Here is a 19,353-nt window from a genome sequence, read left to right on the forward strand (position 1 = left end):
ATTTTGATATATCTTGACAACAGCGCAACAAGCCTGATAAAACCGAAAGAAGTATATTCGGCAATGCTTGACTGTATGAAAAACTATGCCGCAAATCCCGGACGTTCGGGGCACCGTCTTTCGGCAAAAGCCGCCGAAAAAATTTTTGAATGCCGTGAAAATTTGTGCGGTATGTTCGGTGCGGACGACCCGAACCGATTTATTTTTACGCAAAACGCAACCGAAAGCTTAAACCTTGCAATAAGGGGATTTTTAAAAAACGGCGGTCACGTTGTTTTGACGCAGATGGAACATAATTCGGTTATACGTCCTGTTTTCACGCTCGAAAAAGACGGAATTACGCACACGGTTGCGGAGGCGGACGTGTTCGGGAGGGTATCGCCCGAGAGCATAAAAAATGCGATAAAACCCGACACGAAAATGATTGCCGCAACGCACGTTTCAAACGTATGCGGAACGGTTAACGACATTGAGGAAATCGGAAAAATCGCAAAGGAGCATAACATTGCCTTTTTGGTTGACGCTGCGCAGAGCGCAGGAGTTTTGCCGATTGATATAAAAAAACAAAACATCACGTTTTTGTCACTCACGGGACACAAGGCGCTTTTGGGACCGCAGGGCACCGGCGCGCTGTACGTCGGCGACGACAGCCTTGTTCCGCTTAAAACGGGCGGAACGGGAAGTTACTCAAAGCTTCCGTATCAGCCGGACGATTTGCCCGACAAATACGAGAGCGGAACGCTTAACACCGTGGGAATTTGCGGTCTTAACGAGGGGCTTAAATTTATTAAAAAAGTCGGAACGGAAAACATTTTCGAGCACGAAATGCACCTTACGTCGCACCTTTTGGAAAATTTGTCGGTTATGCGCGGAATAAGCGTTCAGGGATATATGTCAGCCGCGCACCGGAGCGGAGTTGTGAGCATAACGTCGGACAAAAAAACGCCGTCCGAAATATCGCATATTTTAAACACCGAATACGACATTGCGGTGCGTTCGGGATACCACTGCGCGCCGTTCGCACATAAGGCGCTCGGCACGTTCGATACCGGCAGTGTGCGCATAAGCCTCGGCGCTTTTAATACAAAAAATGATATTGACGCCTTTTGTTCGGCATTATACAACATCACAAGGTGAAAATTTAACGAAAATTTCAAAAAATCATTTACAAAGACGAAAATAACTTGTATAATAAAAAGAAGATATTTATATAAGGAGAATTTTCGTTATGAATTCCGCTTTAACGTTTTTGCTTGAAAATTTAAAGCTTATAAGAATACGCGATATTTTGGACGTTGCGATAGTGGCGTTTGTCATATACAAGGGCACGAAACTTGTGCGTGAAACACGTGCGGTTCAGCTTATAAAGGGCATTATCATACTTCTTCTTGCAATGCAGGTGTCGGGCTGGCTGTCGCTCAACGCGATTAACTTTCTGCTTGTAAACACGGTTCAGGTCGGTATGGTTGCACTGCTCGTTGTGTTTCAGCCCGAGCTTCGCCGTGCGCTCGAAAAAGTGGGCAGAAGCAGTATCGGCAAAATTTTAAATTCGTCCGGTTCGGAAAACGGCACCACCATTGCAAACGTTGTCACTGCGGCGTGCGCAATGCAGTCCACAAAAACGGGTGCTCTTATTGTTTTTGAACGCGAAATCAAGCTTGCGGACGTTGCAAAAACCGGTATTGCCATAAATTCGGACGTATCGCCCGAGCTTATCATAAACATTTTTGTGCCGAACACGCCTCTCCACGACGGTGCGGTTATAATCGGCGGCAACAAAATAAAGGCGGCGGCGTGCTTTTTGCCTTTGACGCAGGACAACACTTTGAATCAGGAACTCGGCACAAGGCACAGAGCCGCCATCGGCATAACCGAGGTTGCAGACTGCGTTGTTGTGGTTGTTTCGGAGGAAACGGGCAGAATTTCGCTTGCGGTAAACGGACAGATTAACAGAAACATCACCGCGGACAACCTTGAAAAAACGCTGAAAAGCTATCTTGTTGAAGAAACAAACGACCTTAAAGCAAGCAAGGACAAGCTCATTGATATGGTGGTGAAAAGAAAATGAGAGATTTTTTCAAAAAAGACTGGGTTATAAAAGTAATATCGGTGCTGGTTTCGATAATAATATGGATATATGTCGTGTATTTTCAAAATCCGCAGTATGAAACGTGGATTAAGGGCGTGCCCGTTACGCGCTCGAATATGTCTACCGACTTTTCAAGCGGAAAGCTTAAAATTCTCGACTCAAACAGCGACACGGTTAACATAAAGGTAAAAGGCACACGCCGTACCGTTGCAAAGCTTAACAATGCAAACATAAAGGTTACAGCCGATATGATAAGCGTTACAAAAGACGGCAACTACACGCTCGGAACAAACGTAGTTTTCCCCGTTTCCGGCATAACCATTGTGCAGAAAGAGCCGTACAACTACGAAATCGCGGTTGACAAGGTTGCAACGTCAAAGCTTAAAATCGAGGTCAAAAAGACGGGAACTTTAAAGAGCGGATATGAAATCGACACCGAGTCGATAATTCCCGAAACGGTTTCAATCACCGCACCGCAAAGCATTTTAAACACCGTTTCAAAAGCGGCGGTCACGGTGGATATATCGGGAAAATCAAGTGATATTAGAGGAAATTATCTCATAGAATTTTACAACGCGTCGGGCGAAAAAATCGTAAATCCGAACATTTCAAAAAGCGTTGAATTTGCTGAAGGATATTTCACGCTTACCATGACGAAAGAAGTTGAAATCGTCCCCCAGCCGACCAACGCGGAGGCGATTGAGGACGCAGGTCTTTCGGTGAATATAAACGGCGCAAAAACCGTTAAGATAAAAGGAAAGAGCAATATCATTTCACAAATTGACAAAATATACACAAAACCGTTTTCATTTGCGAGCATTTCTGACGGTGCGCCGCGCACTGCAGAGCTTGACATTCCCGAAAACGTGAGCCTTGCGGACGGCGCGAAGAAAACCGCGGAATTTACGCTCGGCGCAAAGTAAACTTGATATAACGACTATCATTATAAGGAGAAGAATTATGGGCAGATTATTCGGTACAGACGGAGTGAGAGGTATAGCAAACAAGGAGCTTACCTGCGAACTTGCGTTTAAACTCGGTCAGGCAGGTGCAAAGGTGCTTACAAAACACACAAATAATGCGCACCCTAAAATTTTGGTTGGAAAGGACACAAGAATTTCGGGAGATATGCTTGAGGCAAGCCTCGTTGCGGGATTTTGCTCGGTCGGCGCGGTGTCGGTATGCGTAGGACAAATCCCCACCCCGGCGGTTGCATATCTTGTGCGAAAATACAAAGCGGACGCAGGTGTTGTGATTTCCGCATCGCACAATTCGGTTGAATACAACGGAATTAAATTTTTCAGCAATGAGGGCTACAAATTAAGCGACGATTTGGAAAACGAAATTGAAGAATATATTCTCGGCGGAAAAGACCTAGGCGAACTTCCCGACGGCTGCGATATAGGCAGAAAACGCGTTCACGAAACAGGTATGCGCGATTACACCGACTTTGCGAAAAGCTGTATAGACGTGCGCCTTGACGGACTTAAAATTGCGCTCGACTGCGCAAACGGCGCGGCTTTTGAGTGTGCAAAGCTTGCGTTTAAAGAACTCGGCGCGGAAACGCTCCTTATCAACAATGTTCCCGACGGCACAAACATCAACAAAAACTGCGGTTCTACCCACATTGAGGGATTGCAGAAATTTGTCGCGGACAACAAATGCGATATGGGTTTTGCATTTGACGGCGACGCGGACAGATGCCTTGCGGTTGACGAAAACGGAAATCTTGTTGACGGCGACAAAATTATGGTTATCTGCGCAAAAGGCTTGAAAGACGAAGGAAAACTCAAAAACAACACGGTTGTTGCAACCGTTATGAGCAATCTCGGCTTTTTCAAGGCGCTCGACAAAATCGGCATAAACTACGAGCAGACAACCGTCGGCGACCGATACGTTTTGCAGAATATGCTTGAAAACGGTCATATCATCGGCGGAGAACAGTCGGGACACGTTATTTTGCTTGAAAACAACACAACCGGCGACGGACTTGTAACCGCGCTTACCGTTGCGTCGACAGCGGCAAAATCGAAAAAGAAACTTTCCGAGCTTGCAGGCGTTGTAACGGTTCTTCCGCAGGTGCTTGTAAACGTTACGGTTAAAAACGAGCACAAAAATACATATTCGTCCGACAGCGTGATAAAAAGCGAAATTGAAAAACTTGAGAAAAAATTTGACGGAAACGGCAGAGTGCTTATCCGTCCTTCCGGCACCGAACCGCTCATAAGGGTTATGCTCGAGGGCGAAAACTACGACGAAATCAAAAAAGAAGCGGAGGCGCTTGCGGACGTTATCCGCGAAAGACTTTCATAAAATTGGGTATTGAAATTTTTTAAAATTGTGATACAATAAACTTTGATTGCAATTTACCTGACATATTTATATTTTTGCAGGGGAAGGAAGTGGTCTTATGAAAATGTGTTCAATTTGCAAAAAGAACCCTGCCGTTGTTTTTGTATCAAAGATTGAAGGCGCAAACAGAGTTAACGAGGGCTATTGCCTGTCGTGTGCTTTAAAACTCGGAGTTATGACAAAAGAACAGCTCGCCGAGCAGGTGGATCTTCCGCCCGAGATGTTTGAAAATATGCTCGAAGGCTTGGAAAACGGCGACAGCGAAGGCGTTATGAATTCCATTCAGGATTTTCTCGCAGGCTCAAATCTTATGGAGATGATGCCCGACGATTTTAACGGCTCAAAGGATTATTCAAACGAGAAAATTCCGATTAACGATAAAAAGACAAAACAGAACATCAAAAACGAAAGACGCAAGAAAAAATGTCTTAACAATTTCGGTGTGAATTTGACCGAAAAGGCGCGTCAGTCGCTTTTGGATAAGGTTATAGGCAGAGAAAACGAAATCGAAAGAGTTATACAGATTTTAAACCGCCGCACGAAAAACAACCCCGTTCTCCTCGGCGAACCGGGTGTCGGCAAAACAGCTATTGCGGAGGGAATTGCGCAGAAAATTGCTGAGGGAAGCGTTCCCGAAAGGCTGGTTGGCGCACAGGTTTATCTTCTTGAAATGTCATCAATCGTTGCCGGCACGCAGTACCGCGGACAGTTTGAAAGCCGTATAAAAAGCATTATCGAGGAGGCAAAGAGCGACAACGTTATTCTCGTTATCGACGAAATTCACTCCATCGTAAGTGCAGGCGACGCGGACGGCGCTATGAATGCCGGAAACATTTTAAAACCGGCGCTCGCAAAGGGCGATATTCAGATTATCGGCGCAACAACGCCGACCGAATACCGAAAATATATTGAAAAAGACGCGGCGCTTGAGCGAAGATTTCAGACTGTTATGATCGAGGAACCGTCCAAAGAAGATACCTATAAAATTTTAACGGGTATCAAATCGTATTACGAAAATTATCATAACATCACCATCGAAGATTATATCTTACATGAAGTGATTGATTTGTCGTGCAAATATATTTCAAACAGATTTTTGCCCGACAAGGCTATTGACATTATCGACGAGGCGGCGTCAAAGCTTAATATAGACAACCCGTACACGCAGAAAATCGTCGATTTGGGCGTTAAAATAAAGGAAACCGACGCGGAACTTGAAGAACTCGAAACAAACGAGAGCGAGGAATACGAGCGCATTGCAATGCTCAAAAGCGAAAAATGCCGTCTTGAGGGCGAATTGAGCGGTACAAAATCGCTTATGCGTCAGACAAAAATCACGCTTGCGGACGTTGGCAGAGTAATCGAAATGTGGACGGGTATTCCCGTTAAAAACATCACCGAAACCGACCGCGATAAGCTTTTGCACCTTGAAGAAAGGCTTCACAAACGCGTTGTCGGTCAGGACAATGCGGTTACGAGCGTTGCCAAGGCGGTAAGACGCAACCGCGCGCTTAAATTAAGCAAAAAACGACCCGTGTCGTTTATATTCATAGGGCCCACAGGAACGGGCAAAACCGAACTTGTAAAATCGCTCGCCGAGGCGCTTTTTAACGACGAAAACGCACTTATAAGGCTTGATATGAGCGAATATATGGAAAAACATTCGGTTGCAAAAATCATAGGCGCGCCTCCGGGATACGTCGGCTACGACGAGGCAGGTCAGCTTACCGAGAAGGTACGCAGAAAGCCGTATTCGGTAATTCTTCTCGACGAAATCGAAAAGGCACATCAGGACGTTTTCAACATTCTTCTGCAAATTCTCGACGACGGCAGAATTACCGACAGCCAGGGACGTTATGTGAATTTTGAAAACACCATAATTATTATGACATCCAACGCTGGAACATCAATAGGCTCGAATAATATGGGCTTTTCAACGGCTGAAAATCCGAAAATCGACGGCAAAATCGAAAAGGCTTTGAAAGAGATTTTCCGTCCCGAATTTTTAAACCGTATCGACGCGATTATTGAGTTTAAAGAACTTACAAAAGACGAACTCAAACAAATTATTTCGCTTATGTTAAAAGACCTTGTGTCCGAGCTTGAGCATATGGGTATCGCTTTTGAAATCACCGACAGCGCAAAAGATTTGATACTGAAAAACAGCTACAATCCCAAATTCGGCGCACGTCCGATAAGGCGCGAAATTCAAAATTCGATTGAGGACAAAATTGCAGAATTTATCCTCACCGAAACCGATTATCAATCGAAAAAAATCACGGTTGACGCAAAAGATGGAAAATACGATATTAAAATGAATTAAACAAAAATCCGAACGCGTAAAGTGTGTTCGGATTTTTTATATAAAAACACCTTAGAAAGTCACTCCTTGATAAGACAACATTGCCTTAAAAACCAATGCTTTCTTATTGAGGAGTGGCTAACTGCACTGATTTTTGTGTAAATTTCTGATATTGACATATTTTTTCATTGTGTTAAAATAGGCGTAATGATAAATTGGAGTTGATTTTATGGTAAGCCTTTTACTCGCAATAATATACCTTTCGTTTATAAGCCTCGGTCTGCCAGACTCACTTCTCGGCGCAGGCTGGCCCGCTATGCGTCCCAAGCTTAACGTTCCCGTATCGTATGCCGGAATTATCTCAATGCTTATAGCGCTCTGCACGATAATATCAAGCTTAAACAGCGACCGTTTGACAAAAAAATTCGGTGCGGGACTTGTAACCGCAGTCAGCGTCGGAATGACCGCTCTTGCGATGCTCGGATTTTCATTCAGCCGTTCGTTTTGGATTTTGTGCGTTCTCGCACTCCCCTACGGTCTGGGCGCAGGCAGTGTGGACGCGGCGCTCAACAACTATGTTGCACTTCATTTTTCAAGCAAGCATATGAGCTGGCTCCACTGTATGTGGGGCGTCGGCACAATTATAAGCCCGTACATAATGGGTTATGCGTTAAACGGCGGACTCGGATGGCAGTCGGGCTACCGCATTGTTTCGGTTATGCAGATTGTGCTCACCGTGATACTTTTCATAACACTTCCGCTTTGGAAAATCAACAAAACACAAAACACCGCCGACGAAATAAGCGAACCGAAAAAAGCGCTCTCGCTTAAAGAAATCTTCGCTATAAAAGGCGCAAAAAGCGTTATGATAACCTTTTTCTGCTACTGCGCGGCTGAACAGACAACAATGCTCTGGGCAAGCAGTTATCTTGTAAACAGCGGATTTTCAGCCGATGCGGCGGCAAAATTTGCAAGTATGTTTTTTATCGGAATAACTCTCGGACGTGCGGCAAGCGGATTTTTGACCATTAAATTTACCGATACGCAGATGATACGCGCAGGACTTGTGATTATGGCAGCAGGCATTGTATCAATGATTTTACCGCTCGGCAACACCGCTTCTTTGGTGTCGCTGGTACTTATCGGACTCGGCTGTGCGCCGATATATCCGTGCATAATCCACTCCACCCCCACCCATTTCGGTGCGGACAAATCGCAGGCTGTTATCGGCGTGCAAATGGCGAGCGCGTATGCGGGAACGCTTGCAATGCCTCCGATTTTCGGAATTATCGCAAATAAAATCAGCGTTTCGCTTTTGCCGTTTTATCTGCTTACAATTCTCATTATAATGGCAGTTATGCACGAGACACTTGTAAAAACGACATCATCACATAAAATTGCACCAAATGTTAAATAAGTAGAATATTTTAAATGCCGAAATTGTGGTATAGTGTATTTTGAGAGATAATAAAAAACGGAGGTTTTAAAATGAACGTCACAAAATACACAACCAACGATTTCGGCTTTTTGCGTCCCGAAACCGTATTTTCGGCAGGAAGCGAATGCGGTGCGGCACAGGAAATCGTTGCGGAAAAAACACCGTTCAACGTCTGCAAAGGCTTTGGCGTTGCATTAACGGGTGCGTCGTGCTATATGCTCGCGCAAATGGAAAAAGGCGAAAGGCGAAAGCTTCTTGAAAGCATTTACGGAAAGGACGGACTTAATTTAAGCGTTGCGCGTCTTGCAATCGGCTCGTGCGACTATTCCGCGGAAATTTATACATATGACGATTGCCCCGGCGATACCGAACTTAAACATTTTTCAATCGAGCGCGACAGAAACTATATTCTGCCGATGATAAAGGAAATTCTCGAAATCCGACCCGATTTGTATATTTTTGCGTCACCGTGGAGCCCTCCGGGCTGGATGAAAACCGGCGGTTTTATCTGCGGAGGATATATGCGCACAAAGTATATTGATGTTTTTGCCGATTACGTCATAAAATATCTTAAAGCGTACGGCGCGGAGGGCATACACATCAGCGCGGTTACACCGCAGAACGAGCCTGATGTTGACCAGTACGGCAAATTTCCCGCGTGCATATGGAATCCCGACCAGGAGGCACAGTATATTTTCACGCTTTCCGAAAAGCTTAAAAAAGAAAATATGGACGTCGATATTTGGTTCCACGACCATAATTTCAACGGCTGGCGCCGTGTAAACTGGATGCTTGAAGAATATCCCAAGCTTACCGAATGCTGTTCGTCGGCGGCGTTTCACTATTACAACGGCTGTATTGAGATGATTGACCGCATAAAAAAAGAACACCCCGAAATCCGTTTCCAGTTTACCGAGGGCGGACCGAGGCTTAAAGACTGCTTTGACACCGACTGGTGTAAGTGGAGCGCAATGATGGTAAAAGCGCTCAATCACGGCTGCGAAACCTTTACCGGCTGGAATTTGATGCTGGACGAGGAGGGCCGTCCGAATGTCGGTCACTGCTACTGCGCAGGTCTTGTCAAGATGAACAGGAGCACAAAGGAGCTTTCGTACAGCGGTCAGTACCGCGCGTTCAGCCACCTTGCGCACTTTACGCAAAACGGCGCGAAAATCTACCGCTCCGCACCGTCAAACGAGGGTTGGGAAATGGGAGCTTTCCGCGATATGAAGTTTGAAACTGTATCGTGTGTTGCCGAAAATCCCGACGGAAGCAGAATTATTCACGTTGTAAATCCGAATGACGAAAAGCACCAGTATCAGTATTTTTATGAGGGAAAATGGTGGTATTTCGACGTTATGGAAAACTCGGTTGCAACGGTTGTTTTTAAAAAATAGCAATTTAATTTGAAAACGGAAATTTTAAAGGAGATAAATTTTTAAAAATTTATCTCCTTTTTTGTTACATCGGATTTAAAATATATTCTTTCACTCCGCCGTGACCGCCGAAAATGAGCCATTTACCTGCGCCGAGCCGTGCAAAAAGCGCTTTTCGCTCGTGCGCACACAGTTCGGGGTCGGTATCAACCGACGTCATAAGTATCGGCGCATAGTGATTATACTGTGCCTGGCTTGCAATCATATCTTTCATATTTATAAAAATGTCACCGCTGAAAACAACGTGATTTTCGTAGTCAATCAACACATTTTCGCCCGGCAGATGTCCGCCTCCGCCCTGAAAAATTTCAAAATGCAAGTCGCCGAAATCAAATGTTCCGGCACGCATAAGCGGTTCGGATCCCGTCGTTTTTTCGCCGATAACCTTAATTTTTTCGGAATTTACCGACTCATACGACGTCAAAATTTTGCAGATTTGTATATACGGCTTGTGGAGCGGATTTTGCTCGCGGTATCCTACCCCGTTTTCATATTCCATAGCAAGGCATTTTGCAGTGTCATACCCTGCATAAACGGTGTCAAACTCGGAAAGAAGTCCGCAGTGGTCAACGTCCGCGTGCGTGACAAAAACGCTTTTTTCGATACTGTCAAAATAGGGAATAAGCTTTTTGAAAATTTTGTTCATTTCGTCTTTGCAGTAAGCATAACCTGTATCGACAAAAAGATATTTTCCCTCACTGCAAATAATCGCGGTGTTGCTCCCGCACGGCGGTTCAATGAGGATTATATCGGTTTTTTCGCTCACGCGGTGCGTGGAAATGCGCGGTGCATAGTCATCTCCCCTCGCCTTTGACAAAAGCTCGCAAAATCTGCTTATGCTGTCAAAGGTACGGTACGGGGAAACGCCAGATTCGTCGAGCTGCTGCATTGCAAGATTGGTATTCACCAAGAGCGCCTCGCGCGAATTTGCCGAAATCTGCATAAGCGACGCAAGCTCGTTGACAAAATGCGTGTAAAAAATGCTGTTGTCATAAATTTTGTCCGCGTGGTTGTAGTCGATAACCCGAACATCGCAGATTTTGCGCGCGTTAAAAAGAAATTCGTCCATTTTTTCTTTTTCCTCGGCAACAATTCCCATTTTGAAATACTGATAATCCGAGCCGTTTTCCTGTGAACTTATGTATGAAATGTTAAAGCTGAATTCGCTTATAAGCTCCAGTATCCGCGTCACGCTCCCCGGGACGTCGCAAAGCTTAAACTCCAGCAAAATCACGTTTTTGCCGTTTTCCTCGCATTGCAGATAGCCGATTTTTTCAAGTTCGTCCCCTGCCGATTTCAAGTTTTCTTTTGTCCCCTCCGCGTCGATAAAAAGCATATGCGAGTCCACAGCTTTGTTGTAGCTTACGCGTGTTATATTGACATCATTCGCCGCAAAACATCGGCTCGCTTTCAAAAATGCGCCGATATGATTGGGCATAACCGTAACAAATGTTTTTTTCATATAATTCTCCAAGTAAATTTTGTTATCTAAATTATATAGCACATATCGGTTAATGTCAATATAAGAAAAATACACAGAACACGCTCTTGTTCTGTGTATTTTTGTTTACATATTGTCCAAAAATCTGTCCACAACAAGCTGACGGAACTCGGGCGAAAGACTGGCAAAATACGCGGTAAAACCCGTTACACGAACAACCAAATCGGGATATTCGTCGGGGTTTTCGTTCGCTTTCATAAGTTTTTCGCCGTCGAGAACGTTTATGTTTATAAGCGTACCGCCCTGTTTGAAATGCCCCTCAATAAGCGAAAGAACGGTATCAACGCCCTTTTCGTCCGCCGAAACGTGAGGGTCAAACTCAATCTGCAAAGGCGCGGTGTTTCCGTATCCGCACTGCACCGACGCAATTCCGTTCGACTGCGCGGTCGGTGCACCGTCCTGTCTGAAATGCGGATTGGGATTTGCGCCGTGCGAAATCGGTTCGCCGCATCTTCTGCCGTTTGGAGTTGCGCCCACCTTTGAGCCGTATTCAATGGTTCTCGCCCACGAAAACCAGCCCGGAACAAGCTGTCTGCCGTTTGGCATTTTTTGCGCGCGTATGTTTTTAACCCACGATTTTGTAAGCGCCACTGCCCATTTGTCCGATACCGTGTTTCCCTGACAGTATTTCGGCGCGGAGTTTAATATAAGACGCGTTCGCTCGTTTGCAAAGTTATCATCAAGAGCCCTGTAAAGCCCGTCCCAAGTAAGGATTTTTTCCTCCTCAATTCTCGTCTGCATTGCCCCGAATGAGTCTGCAACAACCGCAAGTCCTGCGCCGTCAACGCCGATTGTGTAAAGCTTTGCGCACTTTGATATGTCCTCGCCGTACTCAATCGAATTTTCCATCATAAGGTTCATAATCAGCTCGGGTGTTACCTCCCACTGGTGGTCAAGGTGCAGATTTATTCCCTTTGCGGTGGTGTCGATTGCAATTTTAAGATGTTTCTCGTAAATTTCAAAAAGGCGCTTGCACGATTTTTCCTTTTCGTTTCTCATCTCGTTTAACGCAACCTCAAAAACCTTTGCAATGTTAATTTTTACGGTGTCGTTCATAGGAAATTCCTTGCCCGGAACGCACATCCAGTTGCACCCGACCGCAATGCGTTCACGCGCGGTTTTTTTGTCAACGCCGTTTTTCATATATCCCTCGCAAAGCGCCTTGTCATTGCAGAATCTCGGCCAGCCGTTCTTGTTTTTGAGAAGATAATAAACCGCTTTTTTAAGAAAATTTCTGTCGCAGTTTTCGTGTACGCGCACGGTTAAATTGCACGCAATGTCAATACTGTCGGCAGCGTCAAGAATGAGATATGAAAGGTGATTTGTCATATCCTTATCGTTCTCGTCAACGCCCGAAATCTGATAATAATGCGGGTCGATTAAAAGCAGATTTGCAATTAAAAACTTTGCCGTTTCGTCATCCAAAATGCCGTTTTTGACATCGTTTTCGTAATACGGCAAAAGCAGTGTGTCAAGCTGAAAGCCTGCGCCGTCACGGGTGTAAATTCTTGACGCACAGTTGAAAAATGCAGTCCACTGGCAAGCCTCTCTGAACGTTTTCGGCGCATTAAGACGGATATTTTCACACGTTTTTTGCATTGTTTCAAGGTTTTCTTTAATCTCCGCGCGGTTTTCATTCGGTATCATTTCTTTGATTTTCTTAATATGACGGTCAACAAATGCGATTATTGCGCGGACGCATTTTTCCTCCGCGTCATAAAAATCTTTTTTATCGGGATTTACTTTTCTGTATTTTTCTATCTTTTCCAAAAATCCGCCGAAACCGAGCTTAAAGCCTATGCGGTAGTCGCACGCGAAATGTGCGTCGCCGTCAATTCCCGTCTGAATATTATACTTTTCCTGCAACGGTTTTAATTCGTCATACGGAAAACGCTGTTCGTCCCACCTTTTGCTCCACTGGTCGGTTGACGATGACATAAGCTCCATAATTTTGGGCTTTTTCTTAAGCCAATCCGGAAGATAATGAACGTCACCCCTGTAATTCACCAGCATATCACGCCATCTTCCGCAAAGCATTTCCATAGGGTCAACATACGGCTCGTGCGCATTTATAACACGGCAAAAGTTTTCACACATACCGTCATAGCCGTAAAAACTGCCGTTTGAGCTGTTGTACCAAGGTTTTACCTCATACCCTTCGGTAATCGGTACAGTGCCGAAATCGTCGAGGTCGGTATAACCGTTCTGTTTTTTCTTTTCAAGCGTGTGACGGATTTTCGTTTCGCGCATTGCTTTTAATCTGTCAGCGTACGTAAGCATATTTTTCAAGCTCCTTCATATATTCTTTTGACGGAACGCTAAAACCGTCGGCTTTTTGTCCGAGCGCTTTCCGCTTTGAATTTCCCAGCGGATGATACGGCAAAAGTTCATATTTTCTCACATTTGATAAGGTTTTTAAAAATGCGGATATTTTATCAATCCCCTGATTTATTTCGGGTATAACGGGAGTCCTTGCGATAATCGGAATATTGAGTTTATTAAGATTTTCAAAGTTTTCTATAATCTTTTCATTTCCGGCACCCGTATATTTTTTGTGCAAATCACTGTTCCAAATTTTTAAATCTGCCATAACAAAATCAAGCTTTTTAAAAATTTCTTCGTCAAAATACATAAGCGAGGTTTCAACGGCGCAGTTTATGCCGTTTTCTTTGCATTTATCTATGCACGCGTTTAAAAACTTTCCTTGCGCAAAGGGTTCTCCGCCCGAAAAAGTGACACCGCCTGTGTCGCCGTAATACGGCACATCAAGCATAATTTCGGACAAAACTTCGTCCGCGGTCATACTTTTTCCGCACACAACTCTTGCGCCCGAAAAACAGCCTTTGTCACACATTCCGCAATGAATACATTTTTCGGGATAGTATAAAATCTCTTTTTCAAAGCTTATACATTCGGGATTGTGACACCACTTGCACGAAAGCGGACAGCCTTTGAAAAATACGGTTGTCCGCACGCCGTCCCCGTCGTGAATTGACGCTCTTTGAATATCCGCAATCAAACCTTTAATCACAAATTTTTTCCTCTTTTCCGCTCTTTGACGATTTTATCACCGCGTCCAGCATAGTCATAATTTTCATATTTTCCGAAAGAGTAAGCATTTTGAAAACGTCCTCACCCGTTTTTTTGTGATGCGCATACATTTCGGGCATATTCTTAAATTCCGCGCTTAAATCCGCGCCGGGAATTTCAAGTTCGTTTCCGTAAATGTCAAATGCTTTTACATCGGGTGAATTTTCCGCACCGCCCGTACACATAACAACACCGTCGGTGCAAAGCACCATAGGACCCGACGGAATAACCGCGCGCGGAGTCGTCCACGTGCCCTCGACAACCGACATAGCGCCGTCGTATTTTATCACCGCGGCAAAATTATCCTCTGTATCGCCGAACGGGGTGTTTAAATTTTCACCGCACGAAATTACCGATTTTCCTTTGCCGAAAAACCAGTCGGAAAAATAACAGCCGTAGCAGGCAATATCCAAAAACACACCGCCTCCGTGCGAAAGATGATGCCACCAGGTTTTCCCGCGCTGAACATCTGTCATTTCCTCCGCCTTTGACGACACGCCCCTGTGCTTTGCTCCCTTTCCGAGCGGACCCGTATGACCGTTGATGTAGCGAAGCTTTATTGGTTTTCCTATAACACCGCTGTCCAGCACATTTTTAAGCTTGTATAAATACGGTCTGTACGCAACGGGCCAGTTTACAACCGCCTCAATGCCGTATTTTTCAACGCTTTTTTCAATTTTTTTCGCCTCGTCATATCTTACCGCAATGGGCTTTTCTATCGACACGTTAACACCGCGTTTTGCACATTCCTCAACAACCTCGGGTTTTTGGCAGTTTTCGGTGAGGATAAACGCAATGTCGGGTTTTAACTCGTCGAGCATCTGTTTATAGTCGTCATAAATGTTTTTGCAGTAGTTTTCGCGCACATTTTCAAGGTTCCACTTCGGGGTGTAGCGCAGGGGCGGAATATCATCAACACTCGACTTTACATCTGCCGCACCGACAAGTTCAAAATCCTCCTGCTCGCTTATGTAGAGCGCAACCTCGTTTACGTGCATATGCGAAAATCCTATTATTACCGCTTTCAATTTCACTCTGCATACACCTCTCTTTTAATTTCCGCAGATTTATAGAACATTTCAATTATTCTTGCCGTGTTTATGGTTTCTTCGGGTTTGACAATCGGTTCAGCTTCGCCTTTTATAACCTTGCGCAGATTATCTGCAATGTAAATATGCCCCGCAAACGGCGAATTGTAGATAAGCTTTTCTGTTTTGAGAATTTCTTCGCCGTCCCCGCCGAAATAAATTTTTCCGCTCGGCAAATCTATCCCTGCCCTGTCGCCCACAAGACGAATGTCCGAGCTTTCGGGCATATTTGCCGCCCATGCAACTTTAAAACTTACGTTTGCGCCGTTTTTGAATTTAAGAGTTCCACACGAAAAATCCTCAACGTCCATTTCATCGGGATTGAATTTTCTTATACTGTCAACGTTTCCCGTGAGCGCACCGCTTGATGTAAGCGAACCGAGTTCGTTTTTGTGATTTTGCATAACCGTGCCGTTTACCGACTCGATTTCGGGATTTCCCATAAGCCACAAAAGCGCGTCCAGCATATGCACGCCGATGTCGACAAATGCGCCCCCGCAGCTTATCTTTTTCATATGGAACGTTCCCCAATACGGAATACCTCTGCGCCTTATGCGCGAAAAATCACCGTAATAAATGTTGCCTAGTCCGTTTTTGTCTATGTATTCTTTTGCCGCAAGACGGTCGGGCGTAAAGCGCATACTCTGGCAAGCCATAAGAATTTTGCCGTTTCTTTTTGCGGTATCAAACATTTCTTTTGCGTCGGAAACCCTGAACGCAAGCGGTTTTTCACACAAAACGTTTGCTTTTGCGTTAAGCGCCGTAATTGTGTATTCTTTATGAAAACAGTTCGGGACGCACACCGAAACAAGGTCGGGTTTTTCCTTTTCCAGCATTTCCTCGGCGTTTACGTAAAAATTCGGTATGCCGTGGCGTTTTGCGGTTTCGCGCGCGGAATTTTCGTTAATATCCGACACTGCCGATATGAAAAAGTCGTTGCCGAAGGTTCTGTATGCAGGTATGTGCGCGGAATTTGCAATCATTCCGCAGCTTATTATGCAAACCTTAATCACAGTAAATCCGCCTCCTTTAAAAATCCGAATGTTTCGCCGTCGTTTTTGGTTGCACGGTATTCAAGACCGATATATCCGTTATAATCCGTTTTGCCGATTTCTTTAAGAATATTTACATAGTCAACGTTCCCCGTGCCGGGTTCGTGCCTGCCTGGAGAGTCGGCAACGTGAAAATGCCCGATTAAATCTATATTTTCCTTAACCTCGTCGATATTGAAATCGCCCATCATATTCTGATGATAAATGTCATAAAGCATTTTTATATTCGGACTGTTCACATTTCTCAAAAGCTCAAAAACCGGCTTTGCATACGGCATTGAATAGTTTTTTCGGTCAATGTCGTTGAGCGGTTCGATTATCAGCGTAACGTTTTCCTTTTCGCAAATCGGCTTTGCGGTGTTTAAGCATTTTAACACGTTTTCCTCGCAGTACGGCGCATTTTCGCCGATTAAAACAATCATAGCCGACGCGCCGAGCTTTTTATATACGGGTATGCTCTCATTAAGCGCGGACAAAAATTCGTCCGCTCTGCCTGCGTTTAATATTCCGCGCGACAAATCATACGACAGATTTTCGTCGGTGCAGTCAATGTTGAAAATTGAAAGCTTCATACCGTTTTCGTCAAGCATATTTTTAACCTTGTCAATGTCCTTGTTCGTCCACTTCCAAAATTCAACCGTGTCGATTCCGCATTTTTTAACCGCGCCTATTCTGTCATAAAAATCAAGGTGCGAAAACATCATATCAATACAACAGCTTATTTTTAATTTTCCGAATGATTGATTATACATCTAAATATCCTTTCGCAACCTCGTAAAATCTGCTTGTATCTTCATAACTGTCTTTTAAATCGTAGGTGATTTTTTCCCAGTTCTCGGGCGCCGCGCCAAAGTCGGGAATGTCAAGAAGCACACCGCCTTTTAACGCGGATTCGTGTGCAATAAGTCCCGGAATCATATATCTTGCCGCGTCCCATGCATTATTCGGGGGAAGTTTTCCCGTCGTTGCCGCTCTTACAAAATCATCAACAAGGAACGGATGCGTGTTGTAATGCGCAAACTTCGGATTGTTTCTGAACGTTTTGGGAAGTCTGCTTCTGTCTTGGATAGCCGCAAATCCCACAATATATTTTGTCGATATGGGGTCGCGGTTCATATCAATCTTGCCATTTTTCAAATCTTCGTTGTACGCGATTGTGTTTACAAGATTTCCGACGTCCTCAATGTACGGCTCTTTTCCGCTCGCAACACCGATTTGGTAAGAATGATTTGTAACCGAACACTCATATGCCGCTTTTTCGCCGTACATACAGGTTATGTAAGATGACGGCTTGTTAATTCCGACGCGTCTGAATTCATTGATACGCGCAATTCCTCCGCCCGACATCTGGAACAGTGCCGTTTCGTTGGAGAACGGGTTCTGCCAGTTGTTTTTGTCCTCGCCGTAGATGTTGTCCTCGTGATTGTCGCGGTAGCCCATACACGAAACCTTAAGCGCGTGCTCATTTATCGCCGAGAAAAGCATAGAAATCGAATGCGTGGGATAGAACATCGGCGGAATACCTGCAACTCTGCGCCAGTTCGGGCCGCCCGTGTGCTGAAAATCGAGGTACATTTCGCAAATATCGTGATAATACTGTGACTCGCCGTACACAAACCTGCCCATTTCGCCCGTTTTGTATTTTTCACGGCAGAATATCGCGCACGGATAATAATAGCACGTTTCAGCCATCATATAAATTTTGCCCGTTTCTTTTGACAATTTGATTATTTCTTCTATTTCTTCAACCGAACAGCCTATCGGCACAGCGCTGATAACGTTTTTGCCCATTTTCATTGCCTTTACAATCATAGGTCCGTGAAGATGGCGCTGTGTGTAAATTCCTATGCAGTCAAGGTCGGGCGCCTTCTCGAGCATTTCCTCAAACGAGCTGAAACCGCGCTTTAAATGGTGCTTTTCCATAGATGCCTTAACACGTCTTTCATCAAGGTCTGCAACAACAACTTCCTCCACATCAGGATGAATATTAAATAGCCTTACAAAATCATCGGAAAAATATCCAAGTCCGACAATACCGATTTTCATAAAATCCAACTCCTTATCATTGTATAATTTAACATCATTATAACCCAAACAAGCGCAAATTTCTATTGACAAAACACGCTTTTTATTGTAGAATATGAACACAATATAAAACGGAGGCAGATAAAATGAGCAGTGATTTTTTTATTGAAATTCCTGTTGCAAACGACACGTTAACGCATAATTTCGGCGTTTTTTCGAGCAAGGTGCAAACGCCCGATACGTTTGTGTGCACAAAAAACGACAAACCGTTCTCGCGCTTTTTTTATGTCGTAAACGGGCTTATTATTTTTGACAAGGGCACAAAAAAAGAACTCCCCGCGCCTGCCGGAAGCATTGTCTATCTGCCGAACGATATTACATACAAATCGGAATGGCCCGCCGGCGAAACCGGCGAATATATTTCGATAAATTTCCAAATGAGTGACAAACTTCTGCGTCTGCCTGATAAAATCTGCATTGCCGCAACCGACAAAAACGGATACTATCTTAAAATGTTTAAAAACGCATACGATATTTGGCTCCGCGGTTCGATTGGATATAAACTTGAAGTTTTGTCGGAATTGTATAAGATTTTGTACAGTCTGGACAACGATGTTCTGCGCCGTTATACAAAGCAAAAGCACCAAATGATTTATAAAGGAATTATTTTTTTGGAAAACAATTATTTGCAGGATATTTCGGTCGGCAACCTTGCAGAAATGTGCAGTACGAGCGAGGGAAATTTCCGCAGACTTTTTAAAAAGTATAAAAATATGTCTCCTATAACCTATCGGAATTATCTTCGCATAAAAAAGGCGTGCGACCTTCTCGGCGGCGGAGAATACAGTGTCGCCGAGGCGGCGGAGGCGGTGAATATTCCCGACGTGTGCTATTTTTATAAACTGTTTGCAAAGTTTATGAATACCACCCCGAAATCGTTTATTTCGGGATAAAAATATCAGATAAAACAAAGCAAAACG

The 19,353-nt window shown here is 44.4% G+C and carries 15 protein-coding genes; 8 read left to right on the top strand and 7 right to left on the bottom strand.

The window, feature by feature from the left end:
* Positions 1-3: 3 nt before the first annotated feature.
* The 7 genes from H8706_RS02255 (at position 4) to H8706_RS02285 (ending at position 9,578) form a co-directional block, all read left to right on the top strand.
* Complete coding sequence (locus tag H8706_RS02255; RefSeq protein ID WP_262431340.1) at positions 4-1,137, top strand: aminotransferase class V-fold PLP-dependent enzyme; 1,134 nt, start codon at positions 4-6, stop codon at positions 1,135-1,137.
* Between the two features lie 91 nt (positions 1,138-1,228).
* Entirely contained in the window at positions 1,229-2,068 is an 840-nt protein-coding gene (cdaA, locus tag H8706_RS02260; protein WP_178348249.1) for a diadenylate cyclase CdaA, read from the top strand.
* A complete protein-coding gene (locus H8706_RS02265) occupies positions 2,065-3,012 on the top strand; it encodes a CdaR family protein (RefSeq protein ID WP_262431341.1) in 948 nt (315 codons plus the stop codon). Before cdaA ends, H8706_RS02265 begins: the two co-directional genes overlap by 4 nt.
* A 37-nt stretch (positions 3,013-3,049) precedes the next feature.
* Entirely contained in the window at positions 3,050-4,402 is a 1,353-nt protein-coding gene (glmM, locus tag H8706_RS02270; protein ID WP_262431342.1) for a phosphoglucosamine mutase, read from the top strand.
* Positions 4,403-4,499: 97 nt separating this feature from the next.
* Positions 4,500-6,764: an ATP-dependent Clp protease ATP-binding subunit gene (locus tag H8706_RS02275; protein ID WP_178348252.1), complete on the top strand. Its 2,265-nt coding sequence runs from the start codon at positions 4,500-4,502 to the stop codon at positions 6,762-6,764.
* Positions 6,765-6,972: 208 nt separating this feature from the next.
* Positions 6,973-8,160: an MFS transporter gene (locus H8706_RS02280; RefSeq protein ID WP_262431343.1), complete on the top strand. Its 1,188-nt coding sequence runs from the start codon at positions 6,973-6,975 to the stop codon at positions 8,158-8,160.
* A 71-nt stretch (positions 8,161-8,231) separates the two neighbouring features.
* Positions 8,232-9,578, top strand: a complete 1,347-nt coding sequence (locus H8706_RS02285) for a glycoside hydrolase family 30 protein (protein ID WP_262431344.1) — start codon at positions 8,232-8,234, stop codon at positions 9,576-9,578.
* Positions 9,579-9,642: 64 nt separating this feature from the next.
* On the opposite strand, the gene H8706_RS02290 is transcribed toward H8706_RS02285, so the two are convergent.
* The 7 genes from H8706_RS02290 to H8706_RS02320 all read right to left on the bottom strand — a co-directional run bounded on the left by H8706_RS02290 (position 9,643) and on the right by H8706_RS02320 (position 18,394).
* Positions 9,643-11,079, bottom strand: coding sequence for a Zn-dependent hydrolase (locus H8706_RS02290; RefSeq protein ID WP_262431345.1), 1,437 nt, complete (start codon positions 11,077-11,079; stop codon positions 9,643-9,645).
* A gap of 105 nt (positions 11,080-11,184) precedes the next feature.
* Entirely contained in the window at positions 11,185-13,398 is a 2,214-nt protein-coding gene (locus tag H8706_RS02295) for a pyruvate formate lyase family protein (protein ID WP_262431346.1), read from the bottom strand.
* A complete protein-coding gene (locus H8706_RS02300; protein WP_262431347.1) occupies positions 13,382-14,149 on the bottom strand; it encodes a glycyl-radical enzyme activating protein in 768 nt (255 codons plus the stop codon). The genes H8706_RS02295 and H8706_RS02300 overlap by 17 nt, the downstream gene beginning before the upstream one ends.
* Positions 14,142-15,242, bottom strand: a complete 1,101-nt coding sequence (locus H8706_RS02305; RefSeq protein ID WP_262431348.1) for a Gfo/Idh/MocA family protein — start codon at positions 15,240-15,242, stop codon at positions 14,142-14,144. The genes H8706_RS02300 and H8706_RS02305 overlap by 8 nt, the downstream gene beginning before the upstream one ends.
* The gene (locus H8706_RS02310; RefSeq protein WP_262431349.1) at positions 15,239-16,309 is read right to left on the bottom strand and encodes a Gfo/Idh/MocA family protein; all 1,071 of its coding nucleotides are present in this window, start codon (positions 16,307-16,309) and stop codon (positions 15,239-15,241) included. Before H8706_RS02310 ends, H8706_RS02305 begins: the two co-directional genes overlap by 4 nt.
* A complete protein-coding gene (locus H8706_RS02315; protein ID WP_262431350.1) occupies positions 16,306-17,100 on the bottom strand; it encodes a TIM barrel protein in 795 nt (264 codons plus the stop codon). Before H8706_RS02315 ends, H8706_RS02310 begins: the two co-directional genes overlap by 4 nt.
* Entirely contained in the window at positions 17,093-18,394 is a 1,302-nt protein-coding gene (locus tag H8706_RS02320) for a Gfo/Idh/MocA family protein (RefSeq protein WP_262431351.1), read from the bottom strand. The genes H8706_RS02315 and H8706_RS02320 overlap by 8 nt, the downstream gene beginning before the upstream one ends.
* A 125-nt stretch (positions 18,395-18,519) precedes the next feature.
* Here H8706_RS02320 and H8706_RS02325 point away from each other — a divergent pair, with 125 nt between their 5' ends.
* A complete protein-coding gene (locus tag H8706_RS02325) occupies positions 18,520-19,326 on the top strand; it encodes a helix-turn-helix domain-containing protein (RefSeq protein WP_262431352.1) in 807 nt (268 codons plus the stop codon).
* Positions 19,327-19,353: the final 27 nt, after the last annotated feature.

Source organism: Qingrenia yutianensis, from assembly GCF_014385105.1.
Taxonomy (GTDB): Bacteria; Bacillota; Clostridia; order UMGS1810; family UMGS1810; genus Qingrenia; species Qingrenia yutianensis.

Excerpts from the sequence above, each read along its gene's own strand:
- cdaA (WP_178348249.1), top strand. The coding sequence starts at position 1,229 with ATGAATTCCGCTTTAACGTTTTTGCTTGAAAATTTAAAGCTTATAAGA.
- H8706_RS02265 (WP_262431341.1), top strand. The coding sequence starts at position 2,065 with ATGAGAGATTTTTTCAAAAAAGACTGGGTTATAAAAGTAATATCGGTG.
- glmM (WP_262431342.1), top strand. The coding sequence starts at position 3,050 with ATGGGCAGATTATTCGGTACAGACGGAGTGAGAGGTATAGCAAACAAG.
- H8706_RS02275 (WP_178348252.1), top strand. The coding sequence starts at position 4,500 with ATGAAAATGTGTTCAATTTGCAAAAAGAACCCTGCCGTTGTTTTTGTA.
- H8706_RS02280 (WP_262431343.1), top strand. The coding sequence starts at position 6,973 with ATGGTAAGCCTTTTACTCGCAATAATATACCTTTCGTTTATAAGCCTC.
- H8706_RS02285 (WP_262431344.1), top strand. The coding sequence starts at position 8,232 with ATGAACGTCACAAAATACACAACCAACGATTTCGGCTTTTTGCGTCCC.
- H8706_RS02290 (WP_262431345.1), bottom strand. The coding sequence starts at position 11,079 with ATGAAAAAAACATTTGTTACGGTTATGCCCAATCATATCGGCGCATTT.
- H8706_RS02295 (WP_262431346.1), bottom strand. The coding sequence starts at position 13,398 with ATGCTTACGTACGCTGACAGATTAAAAGCAATGCGCGAAACGAAAATC.
- H8706_RS02315 (WP_262431350.1), bottom strand. The coding sequence starts at position 17,100 with ATGTATAATCAATCATTCGGAAAATTAAAAATAAGCTGTTGTATTGAT.
- H8706_RS02320 (WP_262431351.1), bottom strand. The coding sequence starts at position 18,394 with ATGAAAATCGGTATTGTCGGACTTGGATATTTTTCCGATGATTTTGTA.
- H8706_RS02325 (WP_262431352.1), top strand. The coding sequence starts at position 18,520 with ATGAGCAGTGATTTTTTTATTGAAATTCCTGTTGCAAACGACACGTTA.